Origin of the sequence: Knoellia terrae, assembly GCF_048606435.1 — a bacterium.
In the GTDB taxonomy this organism is placed as follows: Bacteria; Actinomycetota; Actinomycetes; order Actinomycetales; family Dermatophilaceae; genus Knoellia; species Knoellia terrae.
The window spans coordinates 1-19,154 of the sequence record NZ_JBMBWH010000008.1; the positions used below are offsets into that span (position 1 = coordinate 1).

Consider the following 19,154-nt stretch of genomic DNA (forward strand, 5'->3'; position numbering starts at 1 on the left):
GGAGGTCTTCGTCATCGTCCAGCCGACCCGCCGTACCTAACGTCCGTGGTCAGAACACCTAGGGCGGCGTGCCCTGCCGCGCGCCGACTCCCACGCATCTGGGGCGACTGCCGCGAGCTCGCGCCGCTCCTCCCGCGGAAGCCCCCGCTCCAGCCCGTCCTTCCTGCGCCCGGACGAGGGCGGCGGCCGGCTCACCCTGTCGGGTGGGCCGGCCGCCGCTCAGTGCTGGCGTATGCCGTGTGCGCGCCTCAGCGCTTGGCGTTCGCCTCGAGGTGGTCGTGGTGGGTGAGCGACTCCTCGACGGCCTCGCCGGGGGCGGTGACCGCACCCGAGTCGGGCGCCGAGGCGTCGAGCTCGGACACGGGCTCACCCTCGTCGTCGCCGCCACCGATGGCGAGGTCGCGACGCTTGGAGATCGCCACGGCCGTCACCACGATGACGAGGCCGACGGCCGCGATGCCGTAGCGCAGCGGCGCGCTCTCGCTCTCGCCGATGGTGAGCATGACGATCGCCGGGGCGATGAGCACCGCCACGAGGTTCATGACCTTGATGAGCGGGTTGATGGCCGGCCCGGCGGTGTCCTTGAACGGGTCGCCCACGGTGTCACCGATGACGGTGGCCTCGTGCGCCGCACTGCCCTTGCCGCCGTGGTTGCCGTCCTCGACGATCTTCTTCGCGTTGTCCCAGGCGCCGCCCGAGTTCGCGAGGAAGACGGCCATGAGGCAGCCGGTGCCGATCGCGCCGGCGAGGAAGCCGGCCAGGGCTCCGATGCCGAGGCCGAAGCCGATGATGACCGGGCTCAGGGCCGCGAGCAGACCGGGGGTGGTGAGCTCGCGCAGGGAGTCCTTGGTGCAGATGTCGACGACCTTGCCGTACTCGGGCTTGGTCGTGCCCTCCATGATCCCGGGGATCTCGCGGAACTGGCGACGCACCTCGAACACGATGGCGCCGGCCGCGCGGGTCACCGCGTTGATGGCCAGGCCCGAGAAGAGGAACACGACGGCCGCACCGAGCAGGAGCCCGACGAGCGTGGACGGGTTGGTCACGATGCCCGCGGCGTCCTGGATCACCTTGTTGCCCGCCGCGATCTGGTCCTGGTTGAGCGCGCTGGCGTCGATCTCGCCGATCGCCGTCTGCCAGGCGTCCGTGTAGGAGCCGAAGAGTGCGGTCGCCGCGAGGACGGCCGTCGCGATCGCGATGCCCTTGGTGATGGCCTTGGTCGTGTTGCCGACCGCGTCGAGCTCGGTGAGGATCTGCGCGGCCTCCGCGTCGACGTCGCCCGACATCTCGGCGATGCCCTGGGCGTTGTCGGAGACCGGGCCGAACGTGTCCATGGCGACGATGACGCCGACGGTCGTGAGGAGTCCACAACCGGCGAGGGCGATGAAGAACAGGGACAGCGCGACGGAACCGCCACCGAGCAGGAAGGCACCGTAGACCGCGGCACCGATGACCGTGGCCGTGTAGACGGCCGACTCGAAGCCGACCCCGATGCCCGAGAGCACCACCGTGGCGGCACCGGTGAGCGACGTGCGCGCGACGTCCTTGGTCGGGCGCTTGTCGGTGCCGGTGAAGTAGCCGGTGAGCCAGAGGATGATCGCCGCGAGGACGATGCCGAGGACCACCGCGAAGATGGCGCCGAGTCGCGGGTTGCCCTCCAGCTCCGCGATGGGTGTCCCACCCTGGAACTGGACGATGGCCTGGTCACGCGACTCGAGCTCGCCGTAGGTCGCGGGCAGGTAGAACCAGGCAGCGATCGAGGAGAGCACGGCGGCGATGGCAGCCGAGATGTAGAAGCCCTGATTGATGGCGTCGAGCGCGCTCTGGGTGCCCCGCGCCTTGGTGATGAAGACGCCGATGAGGGCGGTGATCGCACCGATGGCCGGGACGAGGAGCGGGAAGACCAGGCCGTAGGAACCGAAGGCCACGGAGCCGAGGATGAGCGCGGCGACGAGCATGACGGCATACGACTCGAAGAGGTCTGCTGCCATGCCGGCGCAGTCCCCGACGTTGTCGCCGACGTTGTCGGCGATCGTCGCGGCATTGCGTGGGTCGTCCTCGGGGATGCCGGCCTCGACCTTGCCGACGAGGTCAGCACCGACGTCAGCCGCCTTGGTGAAGATGCCACCGCCGACGCGCATGAACATCGCGAGGAGGGCGGCGCCGAAGCCGAAGCCCTCGAGCACCTTCGGCGCCTCGCCCTTGTAGAGCAGGACCACGACGGAGGCACCGAGCAGGCCCAGTCCGACGGTCGCCATGCCGACGGTTCCACCCGTGCGGAAGGCGATGCGCATGCCCTCGTCGCGGCCGTTCTCACCGCGCGAGGCGGCGGCGACGCGGACGTTGGCCTTGGTGGCCAGCTTCATGCCCAGGTAGCCGATCCCCGCGGAGAAGACCGCTCCGACGATGAAGAAGCCGGAACGACCCAGCTTGACGTTCCAGTCGGGCGCGGGCAGGAGGAGCAGCAGCCCGAAGACGAGCACGACGAAGATGGCGAGCGTCTTGAACTGACGCGTGAGGTACGCCTGGGCCCCCTCTTCGACGGCAGCGCCGATCTCGCGCATCTTGTCAGTACCGGTGTCCGCACGCAGGACCTGCTGCCGGAAGACGAAACCCATGGCGAGGGCGATCACGGCGATGACCGCGACCCCCACGACGAGCGTGACGTTCGTTCCGGTGAGGTCCAGCGTGGAACTCGCCTCGGCTGGTGCGAGCGCGAGTGCAGCCATTCCATCCTCCTTGACGGGTGTGCGTCGTCACGGCCCGGAGGTCGATTCCCACGGGCAGACGCAGCGTGGACCTTACCCGGTGACTCAGGTCACACACAGCCATCACCCCCCGGTGTGACTGCTCTCACGCCGTCGCGCACGCCCTCGAAGGGCTGCCGTCAGGCGGTGACGTCGGGCTCGGCGAGCTCGGCGCCGGCAGCCGCGATGGCGGAGTCGACGCTGTCGTGGACCGGGAGGACCTTGTCGAGGCCGGTGATCGCGAACAGCCGCAGGATGCGCTCGTTGGTGCACACGACGCTGAGCCAGCCGCCCACCTTGCGCACGACCTTGAGGCGGCCGACGAGCACACCGAGACCCGTGGAGTCGATGAACCCGACGTCCTCGAGGTCGATGACGAGGGCCGTCTGGCCCTCAGCGATCCGGTCCTCGAGGGCGGACCTCAGCTGTGGCGCGGTGTACACGTCCACCTCACCGGAGACGGTCACGACGACGACGTCGTCGCGCTCGCTCGTCGACACTGTCAGCTTCACAGCAGCGGGCTCCTCGCTCTTCTCATGAGTGCTCAGCGCGCCTTCTGGTGGCGAACCGCCGGGCACGGGTGCGAGGACCGCTGTCACCGCACGGCACTACCGTAACGCCCGTGTCATCCTCCGCCGAGCCGACCGAGATTTTGGCCGCCCTCGCGGCCGGGGATCGCGCCGCCCGGCTGCGCCATGTCGAGCGGCTCCCCGCCCGTCGCGCGCGGGTGTCGGAGTGGCCGGACTGGGTGGCACCACCCCTGCTCGCCAGCCTGACCGGAAGCGGCATCGAGCGTCCGTGGTCGCACCAGAGGGAGGCGATGGACCTCGCCCACCGGGGCTCGCACGTCGTCCTGTCGACCGGCACCGCCTCGGGCAAGTCGCTCGGCTACCTCGTGCCGGCGCTCTCCGACGTGCTCGACGGCCTCGAGGCGCCCACCGGCCGCGGGGCGAGCGTCCTCTACCTCGCCCCGACCAAGGCCCTCGCCGCCGACCAGCTCACCCGGATCGAGTCCCTCGCGATCCCGGGCGTGCGGGCCGCGACCTACGACGGCGACACCCCGCCCGACGAGCGGCGGTGGATCCGGGAGCACGCCAACGTCGTCCTCACCAACCCCGACCTGCTGCACCACTCGCTCCTGCCGGGCCACCAGCACTGGGGTCCCTTCCTGCGCTCGCTGCGCTACGTCGTGGTCGACGAGTGCCACATCTACCGCGGGGTCTTCGGGTCGCACGTCTCCTCGGTGCTGCGCCGGCTGCGCCGCGTGGCCCGCCGCTACCGCTCCGAGCCCACGTTCGTCCTCGCCTCCGCGACCGTGAGCCAGCCGGCGTCGCACGCCGCCCGCCTGATCGGTATGCCGGTCACCGCCGTCGAGACCGACGGCTCACCTCGCGAGGCCCTCACCTTCGCCCTCTGGGAGCCGCCCATGGTCGACGACACCCGGCGCTCGGCGACGACGGAGGCGGCGGAGCTGCTCGCCGACCTCGTCGAGGCGGACGTCCAGACCCTCGCGTTCGCCCGCAGTCGCGCGGGCGTCGAGGCCCTGGCCTCCTCCGCGAGACGGCGACTCGGTCAGGTCGGGGGCACGCCGGGGGCGACGGTCGCGGCATACCGGGGTGGCTACCTGCCGCAGGAGCGGCGCGAGCTCGAGCGCGCGCTGCGCGAGGGCGAGCTGCGCGGGCTCGCGGCGACCAACGCCCTCGAGCTCGGTGTCGACATCACCGGCCTCGACGCGGTGCTGCTCGCCGGGTGGCCTGGGCGTCGGGCCAACCTCTGGCAGCAGGCCGGGCGTGCGGGGCGGTCCGGGCGGGAGTCTCTCGCGGTGTTCATCGCGGCCGACGATCCGCTGGACACCTACCTGCTCGAGCACCCCGAGGCGATCTTCGGCGCCCCCGTCGAGTCGACCGTGATGGATCCCGCCAACCCGCACGTGCTCGCGCCGCACCTCGCGGCCGCCGCGCACGAGCTGCCGCTCACCGAGGACGACCTGCCCATGTTCGGGACCAGCGCCCGCGGGGTCGTCGACCTGCTCGTCGCCCGGGGCATCCTGCGACGCCGCCCGGCCGGCTGGTTCTGGGCCCGTGACGACCGCCCCGGTGACCACCTCAACCTGCGCGGGACCACCGAGGTCGTCTCGATCGTCGAGCGGCGCAGCGGTCGGGTGCTCGGCACCATCGACGAGGCCTCCGCCCACTCGCAGGTCCACACCGGGGCCGTCCACGTGCACCAGGGCGACCCGTTCGTCGTCACCGACCTCGACCTCGAGCAGTCGGTGGCCACGGTCGTCCGGGGCGACCCGGGCTGGAGCACCTCCTCGCAGTCACGAGGGTCGTTCGAGATCCTCGGCGCCCAGCGGACGTCCCGGTGGGGCGAGATCGACGTCTGCTTCGGCTCGGTGCGGGTCACGACGCAGGTCGTCTCGTTCCTGCGGCGGCTGCCGTCGGGTGAGGTGCTCGGCACCCATCCGCTCGACCTGCCCGAGCGCTCGCTCGTCACCCGCGGGGTGTGGTGGACCATGCCCCTGGACCTGCTCGAGGAGGCCGGGATCGACGAGGCGCAGGTGCCCGGCGCCGCGCACGCAGCCGAGCACGCGGCGATCGGCATGCTGCCGCTCGTGGCCACGTCCGACCGGTGGGACGTCGGTGGGGTGTCCACCGACCAGCACCCCGACACGGGGCTGCCGACGATCCTCATCTACGACGGTTATCCGGGCGGGGCAGGCTTCGCCGAGCGGGCCCACGCGTCCTTCGGCGAGTGGATCGAGGCGACGCGCGACGCGATCGCGAGGTGCCGGTGCGAGCGGGGATGCCCCTCGTGCGTGCAGTCGCCCAAGTGCGGCAACGGCAACGAGCCGCTCGACAAGGACAGGGCCGTCCGGCTGCTCGACATCGTCCTCATGTCTCGACCGTCGTGATCGAACACGCCTCCTGAACAGGCCCGACGACGGATTTTCAGGCTAGCCTCCAAGGCGTGATCATCCTCGGCCTCATCCTCGTCCTGCTCGCGATCCTCGCGGGCATCCTGCTGTTCCAGGGCACCGCCGCCCTCACCGACGGGGTGGACATCGACATCCTCAACGGGACGATCAGCCTGCCCCCGCTGGCGCTGCTGTTGACCGGTGCGGCCGTCATCAGCATCTTCTGGCTGGGCTGGGCGCTGATGAGCTCCGGCATCAAGCGCGGCCGACGCCGGCGTCGTCAGGCCAAGGAGGAGGCGGCCCTCGTCGAGCAGCGCCGCGTCGAGGACGAGCGCCGCATGCAGGACGAGTTCGCCCAGCGCGAGCGGACCCTCGCCGAGGAGCGTCGGCGCCATGAGCAGGAGACCTCAGCGCTGCGCCGCGACGCCGACGAGCGCGTCGAGGAGCAGCACCTCTCCACCGAGGAGGCGCGACGCCGCGCGGAGATCGCGGAGAACGACCTGCGCAACCGCCCCGACGGTCGCCCCGACACCCGGGCCTGACTCTGGGCTCGACATCCGGCCGGAGTCTGGGCTCGACATCCGACCGCAGTCTGCGTTCGACCCAGCGCCTCTGCGTTCGACGGTGACCCGACCTAGGGGTCGGCCGGTCCGGCCACGGCGGATGCCATGGCATCGTCAGGCAGACCCGGCCAGCTGAGGGCCACGCCGGTGACCACGTGGACTCGCACCCTCTCACCGCCCGCCGCCTCACAGCCGGCGAGCCGAGCTCCGTTGCGACGCGCCATCACGCCGGCCGGCGTGCAGGGGTCTGCGATGCCTGACTGCACCGCCGACGCCGCGGCAAGTGCCGACAGGTCGGCCGCCGCCCGCGCTCGATGCGCTGCCGCGGAGGCCGCCCCCAGGTGCAGGGCGGCGGCTGTCAGGACCAAGACGACTCCCATCCCGCCGACCGTGAGCACCGTCCCGGAGCCGAGTTCGGGACGGGCCCTCGGTGCGTCGTGACGACGAGCTGGCGCGCTCACGAGGGAGACTCCGCCACCGCGTGGGCCACCGCGTGTGGGCGAGCCGTCACGCCGAGCAGTCGGACGAGCCCGGGCGCTTCGGCGGAGACCTCGACACGGATCTGCCCGCCTGAGCCACCCAGGACGACACGGGCGCCGGGAGGGGACTGACGAGCCACCTCGAGACGCACCTGTTCGGCCGTCTCACCCCGGGCAAGCAGTCTGGCGCCCACCCGGGCTGCGTCGACGCACCGCACCTCGTCCGCGACCATCGAGACCGCGCTGAGGCCGATGGCCACGACGGCGAGGAGCGCCGGCAAAGCGACGGCGATCTCTGCCGTCACCATTCCGCCGTCGGCACCGCCTCGCCTGCGGGGCGGTGCCGACGGCCGGGACGCATCGGACCGAGTGGTGCCACCCGGGGGCTCGCCACGCCGGGATCGAGGGCGGTGGGCAGGGGCGGAGAGCCGGCAGGGGACCGACTCCCCTGGGCTCACGAGCCGGTGCCGAGGGCCGCGGTGATCACCTTGGCCAGGGCCGACTTCACCGGTCCCGACCGGACGACGGCCATGAGGACCGCGGCGAACGCGCATGCGGCCAGGGTGCCCACGGCATACTCCGCCGTGGTCATCCCCGCCTCGGCGGACTGCTTGAGTCGCGCCATCCGGCGCGAGAGACGTTGTGTCACAGGTGTGCTCCTCGATCGGTGCAGGGCCTCTCCCTGCCTGGATCGAGTCCACCGGAACGAGTCATGCGTCGCCAGCCCGAGACCGGTCCGCTGTGGACGAGGGAAACGCCGTCGGGCACCTGTGCACGACGGGAGGAGCGTCAGCGCGCCTCGGCGATTGCCACGAAGTTGGACACTCGGTGGCCGTCGGCCCTGAACCCGTCGTCGTCGTCGCACGTGATGAGCGCGATGCGCTTGACGGAGCGGTTGGAGCCCCACACCGCCGCGTCGCGGCTCACGGCCTGCTTGGTCGCCACCCGGGTGGCCGTGACGGTGTACACGACGCGCTTGCCGTTGGCGTCGAACACCGTGATCTTGGCCCCGCGACGGAGGTTCTGGAGATTGTAGAAGACGTCCGCGCGACGGCCGTTGACCACGTGCCCCGCGATGACGGCGGTGCCGACTTCTCCGGGCCGAACACGGTTGTAGCCACGGATCCACGCCACGCTTCCCGCTGGCGGGTTGACCACACCATCGACGGCCGAGATCCGTCGCATCGACCTGTTGACGCCGATCGCGGGCACGGAGATGGACATCGGCGCACCCGTGACGGCCTTGGGAGGACTCGTCCTGCGAGGCGCTGGGGGCGACGGCTTGCGGGTGGGCGACGGTGTGCGTGTCGGCGCCTTCTGCGCAACCTTGGTCGGCGACGGCTTGACCGAGGGCGACGGTTTCGGCTTCGGCGTGGTCGGCGTGGGCGTCGGAGTGGCCGTCACGGTCGGCGACGGGGACGACGAGGGGGACGAGGACAGGGCGACCGGAGGGGTGGTCGACCGCGCCTCGTCCCTCCCGCCGCCACAGCCCTGGACGAGCAGTGTCGTCCCGGCGACCGCGAGGGCCATCCCGAAGGACGCCACCCTGCGTCGGGGCGTCGAGACGCGGGCGGCGCCTGCCGGCGCCGCCCGCCTCTGCGAGTGCTTACCCATGGTGACCGGGATCAGCTGTCGGTTGCCGACGGATCAGTGCTGGCCCTTGCGGCGCATCGCACCGGCGGTGATTCCGAGGCCGGCCAGGAGCGCAGCGCCACCGAGGATGGTCGGCAGGGAGCTGCCGCCGGACTCGGGGATGTCGGTCTCGACGACCGGACCGGTCGGGCCGGGGGGCGTGCTGGTGCCGGGGGTCGACGTGGTGGGCGTGGACGTCGGCGTCTCCTTCTCGCCGGTGCAGGCGATGATGTGGGAGATCTCCTTCTCGTCCTCGGTCATGAGGGTGTCACCCTCCTCGACATCCCACGTGATCGTGTGGGGGCCGCCGTCGCTGCTCTGGTCCGAGCCGGCCTTCAGCGCCACCAGCGCGTAGTCGGCGTCGCTGGTCCAGGTGTCGCCCTCCCAGCCCTCCGTGATCTTCTTGCAAACGACGTCCGAGTAGCCGTGGGCCTCGACGTAGTCGACCCAGTTCTCAGCCTGGTTGGCAGCGCTGTCGCTCGGCGGGTCGATGTGGTCGGCGAAGGCGGTCGTCGCGAGTCCGAGGCTCATCAGGCCGGCGACACCGGTGGCCGCCACCCCACGGCTGATCCTTGTCATGGTGCTCATGCAGTACTCCCTCGTCATGCTGGCCGGGTACGGTCAGCGCTGATGTCGCCCCGGCCGAGTGCGGTCGAGGTCAGTGAGCAGCGGTCCCGCCGTGCTGCTTCCGTTTCCCGAACGTAACCTGCATCACGGACGCCAAAACCCTTGTGGCAGTGGATCATTCGAAATGCCCAGCCTGGGCTAGCACGCATGGCAACAACGGTCACCCCGCGGTGTTCATTCGGGCTATAGGGGGTGGCTCAACCAGCACTCAGCGCCGAGCGAGCGAGATGGAGGACGACCGGTACCACCGTCGTGGCGGCGAACCCGGGGAGGAAGCACAGGCCCAGCGGCAGGACGAGCAGCACCCCGGCGCGCTGGACCGCAGCCTCGACCCTCGAGGCCTCCTGACGCCTCATCCGCCCGGCGGCCGCCAGCACCACGCCGCCCGGTGCCGCCCCGGACCTCTCGGCCGCCACCCACGCCAGGGCAGCCGGTCGCCAGGCCTGGTCGACGTATGACCACGCGGTGGCAGCGTCCTGACCCCACCGGTGGGCACTCGCGACGACCCGCAGCTGGTGACCGACCGGTCCGGGCACCATGTCCGCGACGGCCTCGAGGGCTTCGACCGGCGCCAGCCCAGAACGCAGGGCGAGGGCGACGAGGACCAGGGCGTCCGCTGCGGCATCCACGGTGGCGGGACCGGGGACCCCCGGATCCTTGGCGCGGTTGCCCTCGCCTCCCGCCCGCAGCGAGGGCGACCGTGGGGGCGATGGCCGGGCCGGAGGCCACAGCAGGACTGCTCCGAGGACGAGAGCGACCGCCACCACCAGCGTCACGGCAGGACCGATGGCCGCAGGGCCCGCCCGAGCAACCGCCTCGACCACGCCCATCCCGAGGCGGTGAGGCAGAGACCGACGAGGCCGGCGGTCACCGCGGCACTGGTGCCGTAGACCGCCGAGACCGGCAGGCCGAGCAGGATCGCGACGAGCGGTCCCGTGAGGGGCAGCAGGGTGAGCAGCCACATGGACGCCCGCGGACCGGCCGCGAGCACGGTCCGACGCTCCTCACTCGCGCTGCGCTCCCGCAGCACCTCGGCCGTCAGCCGGGCCGCGGGTGCCGCGGCCGCACCCAGCTCCTCGGACAGCTGCCACGCAGCGGCGAGGAAGGCCAGGTCCCGGTCGTCGGACGCGACCTGCGTCAGGGCCTCACCGAGCAGCCCGCCCTCGGACTCCGTCTCGGCCAGCACCTCGCCGAGACGTCCCATCTGCGTCGACGTGGTGGCTCCGACGGCACAGGCCAACCGGGCCGACTCCCCGGGTGGCAGACCGGCGTCGAGCCCGACCGCCGACAGCTCCGCGAACTCGGCCACCCACCCCCGGTCAGCCCTCCGGACGTGCACCTCCGTCGACCAGAGACGTCGAAAGCCGGCGCGCAGGCCGCCCGGCAGCTCGCCGCCCCCGGCCCGGGCCGGACGCAGCACCGGGCGCGCCGGGCGACTCCGGGGCCAGAGGAGCACGGCCATCGAAATGAGCAGCGCGAGCACCGTCGTCATGCGAGTGACGAGGGGCACCCGGCAGCGGGGAGGACCGGCTCCGGTGGGCCTCCCCGCTGCTCGGCACCGACCCCACGACGACGCAGGAGGTCGTCGAGACGGGCATCTCCCGGACCCGTCCGCACGTCGTCCAGGTCCACGCCGGCGTCCCCCGGGGATCCGTCAGGACGGGTCGCGAGACCGTCGCCGACGACCTTGGCCTCGTCGACGACGACCTCCGATCCGGCCCAGCGCGTCACCCCGACCGCGCGCACGTAGCGCGTCGGGCCCGACCGGGCGACGTCGAGGACGACCTGCACCGCGCCCCTGAGCTGCGCGTGCACCGCCTCCCGGCCCAGACCGGCCAACGCGCCCAGCGCCTCGAGACGCGCAGGGGTCTCGTCGATCCCGTTGGCGTGCAACGTCCCGGCACCGCCGTCGTGTCCGGTGTTGAGGGCGGCCAGGAGCTCACGCACCTCCGCTCCCCTGACCTCGCCCACGACCAGGCGGTCCGGACGCATGCGCAGCGCCTGCCGCACCAGGTCGACCATCGTCACGGCTCCGGCTCCCTCCACGTTGGGCGTGCGGCCCTGGAGGCGGACGACGTGCGCGTGGTGCGGCGCCAGCTCACGCACGTCCTCGACCACGACGAGCCGCTCGCGCGGCCCGCACTCGGCCAAGAGGGCACCCAGCACGGTGGTCTTGCCCGCCCCCGTCCCTCCGACGACGAGGAAGGACAAGCGCGCGGCCACGACGCGGCGCAGCACCTCGGCCATCTCGTCACCGACCGCACCGAGGTCCCTTAGCCCGTCGACGCCCACGGGTTGGCGCCGCGGCACGCGCAGGCTGAGGTGCGTCCCCGCCTCGGCCACGGGCGGCAGGACCGCGTGCAGCCGCACTCGTCCGGGCAGCACGCCGTCGACCCACGGCTGTGCGTCGTCCAGGCGTCGCCGCGACAGCCCGGCCAGCCTCACCGCGAGGGCCCGCGCACCGGCGGCATCCATCGCCATGCCCGTGTCCTCGAGGCCCTCACCTCGGTCGACCCACACCCGACCGTCTCCGTTGACGAGCACGTCGGTGACGTCGGGGCGCGCGACCCACGGGGTGAGCGGGCCGAGGCCCACCACCTGGTCGCTGAGCCGCCGGCCCTCGGTGGCTGCGCCGTCGGCGCCGAGCTGGACGACGTCGGTCAGGTCGGCGATCAGGCTCGCGTCCGGTGCGCGACCGGACCGGATGACCTCGTCCACGGAGCCGGGACGGGCCACGCCGCGACCGCTCACGCCACCCCCTCCGACAGGGCGTCGACCAGGTCGAGGGCCACCCGGTCCGCGACGTCCCGGAGCGGGCCCCGCCCGCCGGGCCACTCGCCGCGCTCACCGTCGCGACGCACCCGGGGATCGGTGCGCACGTGCGCCAGGTGCCTCACCGCCAGCTGGTCGAGCACCTCGTCGAGGTCGGAGGGCAGCGCACTGTCCGACCGCGTCACGAGACCCACGGCAGCGTCCCCGAGCGCGCCCAGGGTGACGCCTGCGTCGGCGAGCTGCCTTGCCGAGACCCCGGCCACCACGTGAGTCGCAGCGGCTCCGGCGAGCAGGTCGGGCTCGACGACCGACCGGGCCGGGAGGTCGAGGACGACAGGAACCAGCCCGCGCACCGACGCCAGGACGTCATCCACGACCGCTGTCGTCACCGAGGCACCGTGTCCGCCTGCCGACAGCACCGGGACCTCGCCCTGCGGAAGCGCAGCGAGCAGCCGCTCGCAGGGCGTCCTCCCGCGCAGCCGGGCCAGGTCCGGCCATCTCAGCCCCGGCACGTGCTCGATGCCGCACGTCATGTCCAGCCCACCTCCGCGGAGGTCGCCGTCGACCAGCAGGCACTCGCCGAGGTGCAGGGACAGACGTCGCGCCAGTGCGGCCGACCAGGTCGACGCACCGAGGCCACCGCTGGCTCCGAGGACGATGATGAAGGGTGAGGAGAGGGACGCCATGCGGACGAGGCTGCCGCCGGGCACGGTCATCGACCAGCACTCGCGAGGAGATCTGTGGACGGCAGGGACGGCAGACGACCGCTGTGGAGGACGCCCTCACCGACCTGCCGAGGAAAGGCGACGGCCCCGGTCGGGGGGATGACCGGGGCCGTCGGACGGGCCAGGCTCCGGGGGGGAGGAGCCGGACCGCCCTTCGCTACGACCCCGAAGGGGAGCGATGGCTCCATCGTTGCTCATCGATCCGATGGCCGCAACCAAAACGCGGATAACTGCCCAAAACTGGTCATTTCGGGTGTTGCAGAACGATGAGGCCCCCCGAAAGAGGCCTCATCCGCCGCGAGCGAGCAGGGCGACCAAGCGTGCATTTCCTCGCCGTCGTATCGGGTCGAGCCCGAACAGACCGGTCCATTAGTGGACTGCCCGCGCGTGGGTACCCGTTGCGTCCCGCGGTTGTTCTTAGTCGGCCGGTTCCCGGCAGGGCCTGTCCGATGGGTCATGTGTACTCCCGTCAGAAGGGGAGGACAAGACTTGACAGAACGCTCAGGTGAGGCGTCCGGCGAGCACCGCGTCGGCGATCCGCTGCCCCTCGTCCGCACCGGCCACGATCGCGTCGCAGCAGTGCGTCACCCAGAGGCCGACTCCCGCCACGTCACCGCGGGTGTATGCCGTCAGCCCGCCGAGGTAGGCCGGCCCACCTCCCGTGCCGTGCCCAGCCTCGGTCACCGCGACCCCGGTCGGGTCGAGCCCACCGGCCTGGATGACGGCTCGTTCGGCCGCCCGGGCGACGACGCCGTTGCCGCGGGTGAACGGGCGGGCCGTGACGATCTCCGCGTGGACCAGTGCGGCGACCACGGGCACGGGCAGGGCACGGGTGTGGGCGAGCACGGCGACGACGCGCTGCAGCCGCGCTCGTGCTTCCGCTGCCGGGGGGGCCGCGCCGATCTCGACGAACTCGCGGCAGTCCTCCCCGTCGAGCCTGGGCCGGCCCAGCTCGGAGTCGGGCACCTGTCCCGCTGCCGCGGCGGTGTGCAGCCGGGCCAGGGCCTGCATCGGCGCGGTGAGCACGACCGGGCCGAGCCGCTCGGTCTCTGCGGTCGCCGCGATGACGCCCCGCATGACCTGCTCGACAGGGTCCGGGTCCTCGTGCCACGTGACCGCACCCCGCATGAGGTCGCGGACGATGTCGACGGACAGCCGGGCCCCGTCGAGCTCGCCGCTCGCCCAGGCGCCGCGCACCCGCGACTCCGCGGCAGCCTCGGGGATGCGACGGCGGAGGGCGTTGTGCCACCGCAGGCTGGTGCACGCCTCCCGGGCGGCGTCGATCTTCTCGGCCACGCCGGGCAGCTCGGCGAGCGCCGTGACGGCGGAGGTGATCTGTGCTGCGGTGTCGGCCACGGTGGTGCGGCTCACGACGCGACAGGCGCGGATGGCATACGGACTCCGGCGAGCTGGCGCGACTGCGCCACCACGCGGTCGCGGGAGTCCCAGATCGTCGCGTCCTCCTCGAAGAGGCCACCGACGACGTTGCGGGTCGTGATCCGCATCCGCAGCCAGCCGGGTGCCGGGCGCGAGCGCACGTGCCCCGAGAAGGCGATCGTCGGCGCCCAGCCGAGGGCACCGAACGTGAAGGTGACGGGCGGCATCGCGTCGAGGAAGAACGGCAGCGCGGTCGTGTCCGGCTCCCGGCCGTCGGCGAACCGGATCCAGGCGCGCATCTCGCCGTCATGGGCCGGCTGGCCCAGGGCCCAGCCGACGGTCGCCGGGTCGATGCGCAGGTCGAGGCGGTCCAGGATGGTGATCTGCTCGGCGAAGCCCCCTCGGACGGCGGGCGCGCAGGACTCCGGGTCGGGCAGCTCCGGCGGCGGGTCCGCGAGGTGGACCGGCTCGCTGTGGACGTCGAGGTCGGCGAACGTCGCGGTGTGCCGGACGCAGACGACGCCGCTCTGCGACAGCGCCACCTCCGACGTCGAGAAGGACCGGCCGGCGCGCAGGACCTCGGTGGCGACCTCCACCGGGCCCGGCTGGACCGCCGCGAGGAAGGTCGTGCTGAACGCCACCGGGTCGGTGTGCGCGTCGACCGCACCGGTTGCCTCGATGGCGGCCCGGGTCGCGAGCGACATCAGGGCGCCGCCGTTGACGGCCGCTCCCACCACCCAGCCCGTGGAGATGTCCGCTCGGCCGTCCTCGATGCGCACCAGGTCGTCGAACTCCGTCATCCCGCGAGCGTATGCCGGGGGGATGCGTGCATGCCGAGCGGTGTGGCGCAACGCGCCCCTAGGGTGACGGCCATGGTGTCCTCGCTGCACTGGCCGACGGCGGTCGTGGTCCTCGCCGCGGTGCTGCTCGGGGGCCTCGTCCGTTGGGTCGCACGGCGAGGTCGGCGACGCGGGTTCCTGTCGACGGTCGACCGGGTGACCTACCAGACCCTGCACACGGCATCGCTGGCCTCGCGCCACCTCAGTGACGGGCTGACCCCCGACGCGGCCGACAAGGCGGGGCGGCACCTGCTGTCCATCCTCGGCGCGCGGGCCGTCGCGATCTGCGACGCGGCTGGGCTGCTCGGCTGGACCGGACCCGGCGAGCACCACGGCCCGGACGCCCACGCCCACGCCTCAGCGACCCGCACGTCGGGGACGACCTCGGTGCTCGGCGCCGACGTCGTCACCTGCTCCGACCCCGACTGCCCGATCAGGTCGGCCGTCATCTCGCCACTGCTGGCGGAGGGCAAGGTCGTCGGGACCCTCACGGCCTACGCGCCGGCGGCATCGGCCGGCCTGGCGCGGGCGACGGGAGAGCTGGCCCGCTGGGTCTCGGCCGAGCTCGACGTCGCCGAGCTGGGCCGCACCCGGACGCGCGCGATGGAGGCGGAGCTGAGGGCGCTGCGGGCGCAGATCAGCCCGCACTTCATCTTCAACTCCCTCGGGGCCATCGCCTCGTTCGTGCGCACCGACCCGGAGCGGGCACGTGAGCTGCTGCTGGAGTTCGCGGACTTCACCCGCTACGCCCTGAGGCGCGGCGGGACGTTCACGACGCTGGCCGAGGAGCTGCGCAACGTCGAGCGCTACCTCGTGCTCGAGCAGGCGAGGTTCGGCGAGCGGCTGCAGATCTCCCTGCTCATCGCTCCCGAGGTGCTGCCGGTGCGCGTCCCCTACCTCGCGGTCCAGCCGCTGGTGGAGAACGCCGTGAGGCACGGGCTCGCCGGCAAGGAGGGTGTCGGGCACGTGACCATCACGGCCTCCGACCAGGGCGGCATGGCCGAGATCTCCATCGACGACGACGGCGTCGGCTCGGACCCGGACCAGGTGCAGCGCGTCCTCGACGGGCAGTCCACGGCGGACTCCGTGGGCCTGGGGAACGTCGACGCGCGACTGCGCCAGGTCTACGGCGACGAGTTCGGGCTCGTCGTCGAGACAGCGGTGGGTGCCGGAACCCGGGTGAGCTTCCGCGTGCCGAAGTTCTCACCCGCGGTCCACGACGACTGACGCCGTATCCTCGACCGCATGGCCAGTGACGGCTCCCTGAGGGCCCTTGTCGTCGACGACGAGCTCCCCGCCCTCTCGGAGGTCCGTTTCCTGCTGAGCCAGGACCAGCGGGTCGGTGAGGTGCTCACGGCGACGAACGGCACCGAGGCCCTCCGGATGCTCGAGGCGCACGACGTCGACGTCATCTTCAGTGACATCTCGATGCCCGGGCTCGACGGGATGGCGCTCGGGAGGGTGCTCGCTCGCTTCGCGGCCCCACCGCAGCTCGTCTTCGTCACGGCCCACGAGCAGCACGCGGTCGACGCCTTCGCGCTCGCCGCGACCGACTACGTGATGAAGCCGGTCCGGGGCGAACGACTCGCCGAGGCCGTCCGTCGCGTCGTGGCCAAGCAGGACGAGGCCGGTATGCCGGCCCACGCAGAGCGTGGGACCCGCGCCCCGGTCCCCGGGACCGACCCGGCCGAGGAGGACGAGACGATCCCCGTCGAGCTCGCCGGCGTCACCCGGTTCATCTCGCGCTCGCAGATCCGCTACGCACAGGCCTCCGGCGACTACGCCCGGCTGCACACCGGCGACGCCAGCCACCTCATCCGCGTCCCGCTGGCCGTCCTCGAGGACAAGTGGGGCGAGCACGGCTTCGTGCGGATCCACCGCTCCACCCTCGTCGCCCTCTCCCACGTCACCGAGGTCCGGATGGACCACGGGAGGTGCTCGGTCCTCATCGGCGACGTCGAGCTCCAGGTGAGCAGACGGCATACCCGCGCACTGCGCGACATGCTGCTGAGGCGGCCACTCGGAGAGCGGCGCCTGCCCTCCGGTGGCGGCTGACGGTGTCGGAGCGGGGCGTCACCCCGGCCCGGGTGCGGGTCACCAGCTCACGCCGCAGCGCGGTCTCACCGCGTGGCCGGGCGCTCGCCACCGACCTGGACGAGCAGACCGAGCTCGGTGATGTCTATCTCGGCGGGCTCATGCGGGCGCAGCTGCGCCTGAGCCTGAGCGTCCTGGGCGTGCTCGTCCTCACCGTCGTCGGCTTCTCGGTGCTGCTCCTCGCCGTGCCCGCCCTGCGCACGGCGGTCGTGCTCGGGCTGCCGCTCCCGTGGCTCGTCCTCGGCGTGGCCGTCTACCCGGCGACGTGGCTGGCCGCGAGGACGTATGTGAGACAGGCCGAACGGATCGAGGCGGAGTTCGCCGACGTCGTGTCGCCGGGGTCGGACCCGCTGTGACCCCGACCTTCTCGATCCTTGCGGTCTCCCTCGTGTGCCTCACGACCGTGGTGGTGGGTGGCCTGGGGCTGCGGCTCTCGCGCCGGACGTCGGACTTCTACGTCGCGGGCCGGACCGTGTCACCGCGGCTCAACGCCAGTGCGATCTCCGGCGAGTACCTCTCTGCCGCATCCTTCCTCGGAGTCGCGGGCCTGATCTACGACGAAGGGGTGGACCTGCTCTGGCTGCCGGTCGGCTACACCGTCGGCTACCTCGTGCTGCTCGTCATGGTGGCGGCACCGATGCGGCGGTCCGGCGCCTACACGCTGCCCGACTTCGCCGAGGCGCGACTGCGGTCGGTGGTCATCCGCCGGCTCGCCGCGCTGCTCGTCGTGGCGATCGGCTGGCTCTACCTCGTGCCGCAGTTCCAGGGGGCCGGACTGGCGCTCCAGCTCGTGACGGGTGCGCCGCAGTGGGTGGGCGCGCTGGTCGTCACGGTCGTCGTCGCCCTCGCCGTGGGCGCCGGCGGGATGCGGTCGATCACCTTCGTCCAGGCGGTCCAGTACTGGATCAAGCTCACCGCCCTCGCGGTCCCCGCCTTCGTGCTCCTGGCGCTCTGGATGCGTGCTGGCGCAGCGGCACCCGAGGTCCCGGCATCGTGGTCACAGCCCTTCGTCGCGGACGCGGCGGGCGACCACCCGGTCTACCGGTCGGCGTCCATGATGGTGGCGCTGTGCCTGGGCACCATGGGACTGCCGCACGTGCTCGTGCGCTACTACACCAACCCGGACGGGGTCGCCGCCAGGAGGACGACGGTGACGGTCGTCGCGCTGCTGGGTGCCTTCTACCTCCTCCCGCCCGTGTATGCCGCGCTCGGCCGGGTGCACCTGCCCTCGCTGCCGTCGGGGGTCCGGTCCGACACGGTCGTGCTGCAGCTGCCGGGGCGGGTCGTCGAGGGGATCGGCGGTGACGTGCTCACGGCGATCCTCGCCGGCGGCGCCTTCGCCGCGCTGCTGTCGACGGCCTCGGGGCTCGCGATGTCGGTGACGGGGGTGCTGCACCAGGAGTTCATCCGGCCCCGCCTCGCCCGGCTGACCGGCGGTGACGCCATGGGGTTCGGCGGCTTCCGGGTCGCCGCCGCCGTGGCCGTCGTCATTCCCTTCGTGCTCTCGCGGGCCGTCGAGCCGATCGGGATCGCGACGACCGTGGGGTTCGCGTTCTCCCTGGCGGCAGCGACCTTCGCGCCGCTGCTCATGCTCGGGGTCTGGTGGCGCCGGCTCTCCACCGTGGGGGCAGCAGCCGGTCTCGTCGTGGGAGCCGTGGCCGCGACCGCGGCGGCGACGGCGACCGTGGTGGCGGCGCCACTGACCGGGTGGGCCGGCGCCCTGCTCGCGAACCCTGCGGCGTGGTGCACACCGCTGGCCTTCAGCGTCGCCGTGGTGGTCTCCCTGGCGACCCCAGGGTCGGTCCCCCGCGACACCACCCGGGTCATGGTCCGGCTGCACACCCCTGAACGGGTCCAGCTGAACCACAGCCGGATCGCCGACTGACAGCAGCTAGGCCACTCGTCCACGGCGGCGCGCCGTGCCACACTCGATCGGGTGGATGGACGCTCGGGCGAGGTCGAGCTGACGATGGACGAGCTGCGTGCCGTGACCGGGTATGCCGCCGCCTGCGCCGAACCCGTGCTCGTCCTGTTCCGCCGTGACCGCCCGGCCGACCCCCGTCCCGCCGAGGCGATCCGGGCCGCGCGGGTCTTCGCCGAGGGCGCTCCTCGTACGCGGCTCCAGCGCACTGCCGCCATCGAGGCGCACCGAGCCGCCAAGGACGCGGGGACCGACGCCGGCCGGCACGCCGCCACCGCTGCCGGCGACGCGGCCGCAGCCGCCTACCTCCATCCGTTGGCGACAGCCACCCAGCTGCGGCACATCCTCGGGGCCGCGGCCCACGCCGCGCACGCTGCCGAGCTGGCCCGCGGTGACGACGCGGTGGTCGCCGAGTACGTCGTCAGCAGCGCCGCCGCCAGGGCCACGCCGGTCGTGCGTGA

The 19,154-nt window shown here is 72.6% G+C and carries 19 protein-coding genes and 1 pseudogene; 7 read left to right on the forward strand and 13 right to left on the reverse strand.

Annotation, left to right across the window (positions count from 1 at the left end; all coding sequences use genetic code 11):
* Window positions 1–248: 248 nt before the first annotated feature.
* Window positions 249–2,729, reverse strand: coding sequence for a sodium-translocating pyrophosphatase (locus ACOJV9_RS11825; protein WP_420185421.1), 2,481 nt, complete (start codon window positions 2,727–2,729; stop codon window positions 249–251).
* A 158-nt stretch (window positions 2,730–2,887) separates the two neighbouring features.
* Window positions 2,888–3,259 (reverse strand): STAS domain-containing protein, encoded by a 372-nt coding sequence (locus ACOJV9_RS11830; protein WP_420185422.1) that lies wholly within the window; start codon window positions 3,257–3,259, stop codon window positions 2,888–2,890.
* A gap of 110 nt (window positions 3,260–3,369) precedes the next feature.
* On the opposite strand from ACOJV9_RS11830, the gene ACOJV9_RS11835 reads away from it, so the two are divergent.
* Both ACOJV9_RS11835 and ACOJV9_RS11840 read left to right on the forward strand, forming a co-directional pair.
* Window positions 3,370–5,661: a DEAD/DEAH box helicase gene (locus tag ACOJV9_RS11835; RefSeq protein ID WP_420185423.1), complete on the forward strand. Its 2,292-nt coding sequence runs from the start codon at window positions 3,370–3,372 to the stop codon at window positions 5,659–5,661.
* Window positions 5,662–5,717: 56 nt separating this feature from the next.
* Complete coding sequence (locus ACOJV9_RS11840) at window positions 5,718–6,206, forward strand: hypothetical protein (RefSeq protein WP_420185424.1); 489 nt, start codon at window positions 5,718–5,720, stop codon at window positions 6,204–6,206.
* A gap of 92 nt (window positions 6,207–6,298) precedes the next feature.
* On the opposite strand, the gene ACOJV9_RS11845 is transcribed toward ACOJV9_RS11840, so the two are convergent.
* From ACOJV9_RS11845 to ACOJV9_RS11895, 11 genes are all read right to left on the reverse strand, one after another.
* A complete protein-coding gene (locus ACOJV9_RS11845; protein WP_420185425.1) occupies window positions 6,299–6,688 on the reverse strand; it encodes an Rv3654c family TadE-like protein in 390 nt (129 codons plus the stop codon).
* Window positions 6,685–7,011 (reverse strand): TadE family type IV pilus minor pilin, encoded by a 327-nt coding sequence (locus ACOJV9_RS11850; protein ID WP_420185426.1) that lies wholly within the window; start codon window positions 7,009–7,011, stop codon window positions 6,685–6,687. The genes ACOJV9_RS11845 and ACOJV9_RS11850 overlap by 4 nt, the downstream gene beginning before the upstream one ends.
* Before the next feature lie 149 nt (window positions 7,012–7,160).
* The gene (locus ACOJV9_RS11855) at window positions 7,161–7,355 is read right to left on the reverse strand and encodes a DUF4244 domain-containing protein (RefSeq protein WP_420185427.1); all 195 of its coding nucleotides are present in this window, start codon (window positions 7,353–7,355) and stop codon (window positions 7,161–7,163) included.
* 140 nt (window positions 7,356–7,495) lie between these two features.
* Entirely contained in the window at window positions 7,496–7,930 is a 435-nt protein-coding gene (locus ACOJV9_RS11860) for a class F sortase (protein WP_420185428.1), read from the reverse strand.
* A 423-nt stretch (window positions 7,931–8,353) separates the two neighbouring features.
* Window positions 8,354–8,926 (reverse strand): hypothetical protein, encoded by a 573-nt coding sequence (locus ACOJV9_RS11865; protein WP_420185429.1) that lies wholly within the window; start codon window positions 8,924–8,926, stop codon window positions 8,354–8,356.
* Window positions 8,927–9,162: 236 nt separating this feature from the next.
* Window positions 9,163–9,741 (reverse strand): type II secretion system F family protein, encoded by a 579-nt coding sequence (locus ACOJV9_RS11870; protein WP_420185430.1) that lies wholly within the window; start codon window positions 9,739–9,741, stop codon window positions 9,163–9,165.
* Entirely contained in the window at window positions 9,738–10,457 is a 720-nt protein-coding gene (locus ACOJV9_RS11875) for a hypothetical protein (RefSeq protein ID WP_420185431.1), read from the reverse strand. Before ACOJV9_RS11875 ends, ACOJV9_RS11870 begins: the two co-directional genes overlap by 4 nt.
* Complete coding sequence (locus ACOJV9_RS11880) at window positions 10,454–11,716, reverse strand: TadA family conjugal transfer-associated ATPase (protein ID WP_420185432.1); 1,263 nt, start codon at window positions 11,714–11,716, stop codon at window positions 10,454–10,456. The genes ACOJV9_RS11875 and ACOJV9_RS11880 overlap by 4 nt, the downstream gene beginning before the upstream one ends.
* Complete coding sequence (locus ACOJV9_RS11885; protein WP_420185433.1) at window positions 11,713–12,423, reverse strand: CpaE-like family protein; 711 nt, start codon at window positions 12,421–12,423, stop codon at window positions 11,713–11,715. The genes ACOJV9_RS11880 and ACOJV9_RS11885 overlap by 4 nt, the downstream gene beginning before the upstream one ends.
* A 540-nt stretch (window positions 12,424–12,963) precedes the next feature.
* Window positions 12,964–13,833, reverse strand: a complete 870-nt coding sequence (locus ACOJV9_RS11890) for a Fic family protein (protein ID WP_420185434.1) — start codon at window positions 13,831–13,833, stop codon at window positions 12,964–12,966.
* The gene (locus tag ACOJV9_RS11895) at window positions 13,830–14,639 is read right to left on the reverse strand and encodes a thioesterase family protein (protein WP_420185435.1); all 810 of its coding nucleotides are present in this window, start codon (window positions 14,637–14,639) and stop codon (window positions 13,830–13,832) included. Before ACOJV9_RS11895 ends, ACOJV9_RS11890 begins: the two co-directional genes overlap by 4 nt.
* Before the next feature lie 72 nt (window positions 14,640–14,711).
* Here ACOJV9_RS11895 and ACOJV9_RS11900 point away from each other — a divergent pair, with 72 nt between their 5' ends.
* The 5 genes and pseudogenes from ACOJV9_RS11900 to ACOJV9_RS11920 all read left to right on the forward strand — a co-directional run.
* Entirely contained in the window at window positions 14,712–15,905 is a 1,194-nt protein-coding gene (locus ACOJV9_RS11900) for a sensor histidine kinase (protein ID WP_420185436.1), read from the forward strand.
* 18 nt (window positions 15,906–15,923) lie between these two features.
* Window positions 15,924–16,733 carry a LytR/AlgR family response regulator transcription factor gene (locus tag ACOJV9_RS11905; protein WP_420185437.1) on the forward strand — a complete coding sequence of 270 codons (810 nt, stop codon included), beginning with the start codon at window positions 15,924–15,926 and terminating at the stop codon, window positions 16,731–16,733.
* Window positions 16,734–16,735: 2 nt separating this feature from the next.
* Entirely contained in the window at window positions 16,736–17,128 is a 393-nt protein-coding gene (locus tag ACOJV9_RS11910; RefSeq protein ID WP_420185438.1) for a hypothetical protein, read from the forward strand.
* Entirely contained in the window at window positions 17,125–18,657 is a 1,533-nt protein-coding gene (locus tag ACOJV9_RS11915) for a sodium/solute symporter (RefSeq protein WP_420185439.1), read from the forward strand. Before ACOJV9_RS11910 ends, ACOJV9_RS11915 begins: the two co-directional genes overlap by 4 nt.
* An 84-nt stretch (window positions 18,658–18,741) precedes the next feature.
* Window positions 18,742–19,095, forward strand: a pseudogene (locus tag ACOJV9_RS11920) (putative immunity protein); the annotation flags it as partial.
* Window positions 19,096–19,154 lie beyond the last annotated feature (59 nt).

Excerpts from the sequence above, each read along its gene's own strand:
- ACOJV9_RS11825 (WP_420185421.1), bottom strand. The coding sequence starts at position 2,729 with ATGGCTGCACTCGCGCTCGCACCAGCCGAGGCGAGTTCCACGCTGGAC.
- ACOJV9_RS11860 (WP_420185428.1), bottom strand. The coding sequence starts at position 7,930 with ATGTCCATCTCCGTGCCCGCGATCGGCGTCAACAGGTCGATGCGACGG.
- ACOJV9_RS11865 (WP_420185429.1), bottom strand. The coding sequence starts at position 8,926 with ATGAGCACCATGACAAGGATCAGCCGTGGGGTGGCGGCCACCGGTGTC.
- ACOJV9_RS11875 (WP_420185431.1), bottom strand. The coding sequence starts at position 10,457 with ATGACGACGGTGCTCGCGCTGCTCATTTCGATGGCCGTGCTCCTCTGG.
- ACOJV9_RS11885 (WP_420185433.1), bottom strand. The coding sequence starts at position 12,423 with ATGGCGTCCCTCTCCTCACCCTTCATCATCGTCCTCGGAGCCAGCGGT.
- ACOJV9_RS11895 (WP_420185435.1), bottom strand. The coding sequence starts at position 14,639 with ATGACGGAGTTCGACGACCTGGTGCGCATCGAGGACGGCCGAGCGGAC.
- ACOJV9_RS11900 (WP_420185436.1), top strand. The coding sequence starts at position 14,712 with ATGGTGTCCTCGCTGCACTGGCCGACGGCGGTCGTGGTCCTCGCCGCG.
- ACOJV9_RS11905 (WP_420185437.1), top strand. The coding sequence starts at position 15,924 with ATGGCCAGTGACGGCTCCCTGAGGGCCCTTGTCGTCGACGACGAGCTC.